The sequence below is a fragment of the Cedecea davisae DSM 4568 genome (assembly GCF_000412335.2).
Taxonomy (GTDB): domain Bacteria; phylum Pseudomonadota; class Gammaproteobacteria; order Enterobacterales; family Enterobacteriaceae; genus Cedecea; species Cedecea davisae.
Genome location: NZ_KE161030.1, coordinates 2514750 through 2517525, shown reverse-complemented (window position 1 = coordinate 2517525; position 2776 = coordinate 2514750). Strand labels below are relative to the sequence as shown.

The window sequence follows — 2776 nt, the reverse complement described above, 5'->3', positions numbered from 1 at the left end:
TGGCGGAACCATAGAAGCGATAAACCATACCAAATGGGCCATCAACAACTTCAGCGTTAACGGCCAGTCGGGAATCGATATTATCGGGCCGTTCGACGGCGGGGGTGGAGGCTGCTGCTACGGGGTGCCTGCCGTCTGGAAGCCGGGTATGACGGTGCGGATTGACTGGGAGACTGGGCAGGGGTCATCGGCTGGATTTCCCGGGTTTGCTGACGAAAAAAAATATTTAGCGTGGAAAAAAAATATTGACGCACAAAAACGCCAACATAGTAAGACGGTTCCTGTCCCTGACTATACCGGACAGAAAACCTGCGGTATTACCGTTCACTTCCTGCCCTGCGACGAAGTGAAAGTGACTACCAGTTGCTTTACCTACGGTAGCCCATCTTACCCAATTAAACTGCCGCTTGAGATGAAGGAGCCGAAGGTATGCCCGAGATAACGACAGATCTGGCCTGGTACCCGCCGCCTTTTCCGGCAATAGCTGAATAAGTCAGCCAGATTATTTAACCGTGCCTGCGGCTGCGGGCAGGGTTAAATGATTTTCCAGATACCGGACAGCACAACAAAGGGAAGAGGGTAATGAAGAGACAATGCTACGGCATAGTACTGAGCATCGTGTTACTTGGCGGCTGCAGCCAGCCGCATGCGGAGACACAAAGCGGCGGCGGTGGGGGAACAATCAAAGCGATAAACCATACCAAATGGGCCATCAACAACTTCAGCGTTAACGGCCAGTCGGGAATTGATGCTATCGGGCCATTCGACGGCGGAGGCGGGGGCTGCTGCTACGGAGTGCCTGCCGTCTGGAAGCCGGGTATGACGGTAAAAATAGATTGGGAAAGTGGAGAGGCGTCAACTGCCGGATTCCCTGGCTTTGCCGATCGTGAAAAATATAAAGCCTGGGAAAAGAAAATGAGCGCTAATAACAGGCAACATAGCAAAACCGTGTCATTACCTGATTATACGGGACAGGAAGTATGCGGTATTACCGTTCACTTTTTACCCTGCGATGAGGTGAAAGTGACCACCAGCTGCTGGTCGCCGACCAATGCAAACTACCCAATTAAACTGCCGCTTGAGATGAAGGAGCCGAAGGTATGCTCAAGGTAACGACAGATCTGGCCTGGTACCCGCCGCCTTTCCCGGCAATAGCTGAATAAGTCAGCCAGATCCTTTAACCGTGCCTGCGGCAGCGGGCAGGGTTAAAGGATTTTCCAGATACCGGACAGCACAACAAAAGGAAGAGGGTAATGAAGAGACAATGCTACGGCATAGTACTGAGCATCGTGTTACTTGGCGGCTGCAGCCAGCCGCATGCGGAGACACAAAGCGGAGGCGGGGGCGGAACCATAGAAGCGATAAACCATACCAAATGGGCCATCAACAACTTCAGCGTTAACGGCCAGTCGGGAATTGATGCTATCGGGCCATTCGACGGAGGCGGCGGGGGCTGCTGCTACGGGGTACCTGGCGTCTGGAAACCGGGTATGACGGTGCGGATTGACTGGGAAAGTGGAGAGGCGTCAACTGCCGGATTCCCGGGGTTTGCAGACTATGAAAAATATAAAGCCTGGGAAAAAAAAATGAGCGCAAACAACAGGCAGCACAGAAAAACGGTTCCTGTTCCAGATTATACCGGGCAGAAAACCTGCGGTATTACCGTTCACTTCCTGCCCTGCGACGAAGTAAAAGTGACTACCAGCTGCTTTACCTACGGTAGCCCATCTTACCCAATTAAACTGCCGCTTGAGATGAAGGAGCCGAAGGTATGCCCGAGATAACGACAGATCTGGCCTGGTACCCGCCGCCTTTCCCGGCAATAGCCTGAATAAGGCCGTCAGATTATTTAACCGTGCCTGCGGCTGCGGGCAGGGCTAAATGATTTTCCAGATACCGGACAGCACAACAAAAGGAAGAGGGTAATGAAGAGACAATGCTACGGCATAGTACTGAGCATCGCGTTACTTGGCGGCTGCAGCCAGCCGCATGCGGAGACACAAAGCGGCGGCGGGGGCGGAACAATCAAAGCGATAAACCATACCAAATGGGCCATCAACAACTTCAGCGTTAACGGCCAGTCAGGAATCGATATTATCGGGCCATTCGACGGCGGAGGCGGAGGCTGCTGCTACGGGGTACCTGCTGTCTGGAAACCGGGTATGACGGTAAAAATAGATTGGGAAACTGGATTAGGAGGGACAGAAGGATTCCCCGGATATGAACAGTGGGAAAAATATCTCAAGTGGCAAAGAAAAATGGACATGCAAAAAAAAACACATAGTGCAATTGTCCCATTACCAGACTACTCCGGGAAAGAAACCTGCGGCATTACCGTTCACTTTTTACCCTGCGATGAGGTGAAAGTGACCACCAGCTGCTGGTCGCCGACCAATGCAAACTACCCAATCAAACTGCCGCTTGAGATGAAGGAGCCGAAGGTATGCCCGAGATAACGACAGATCTAGCCTGGTACCCGCCGCCTTTCCCGGCAATAGCTGAATAAGTCAGCCAGATCCTTTAACCGTGCCTGCGGCTGCGGGCAGGGTTAAAGGATTTTCCAGATACCGGACAGCACAACAAAAGGAAGAGGATAATGAAGAGACAATACTACGGCATAGTACTGAGCATCGCGTTACTTGGCGGCTGCAGCCAGCCGCATGCGGAGACACAAAGCGGCGGCGGGGGCGGAACCATAGAAGCGATAAACCATACCAAATGGGCCATCAACAACTTCAGCGTTAACGGGCAGTCGGGCATCGATGCTATCGGGCCG

The 2776-nt window shown here is 52.7% G+C and carries 4 protein-coding genes and 1 pseudogene; all 5 read left to right on the top strand.

From position 1 onward, the window contains the following. The coding region (tli1a, locus tag HMPREF0201_RS11425; RefSeq protein ID WP_016536814.1) for a Tli1a family immunity protein at positions 1-442 on the top strand (442 nt) is incomplete at its 5' end. Positions 443-582: 140 nt separating this feature from the next. Further along, complete coding sequence (tli1a, locus tag HMPREF0201_RS11420) at positions 583-1113, top strand: Tli1a family immunity protein (protein WP_016536813.1); 531 nt, start codon at positions 583-585, stop codon at positions 1111-1113. Positions 1114-1253: 140 nt separating this feature from the next. Beyond that, positions 1254-1784, top strand: coding sequence for a Tli1a family immunity protein (gene tli1a / locus HMPREF0201_RS11415; RefSeq protein WP_016536812.1), 531 nt, complete (start codon positions 1254-1256; stop codon positions 1782-1784). A gap of 141 nt (positions 1785-1925) precedes the next feature. Continuing rightward, on the top strand, positions 1926-2456 hold the full coding sequence (gene tli1a, locus HMPREF0201_RS11410; RefSeq protein ID WP_016536811.1) for a Tli1a family immunity protein: 531 nt from the start codon (positions 1926-1928) through the stop codon (positions 2454-2456). Between the two features lie 140 nt (positions 2457-2596). Next, positions 2597-2776 (top strand): annotated as a pseudogene (locus HMPREF0201_RS11405) (DUF3304 domain-containing protein); the annotation flags it as partial.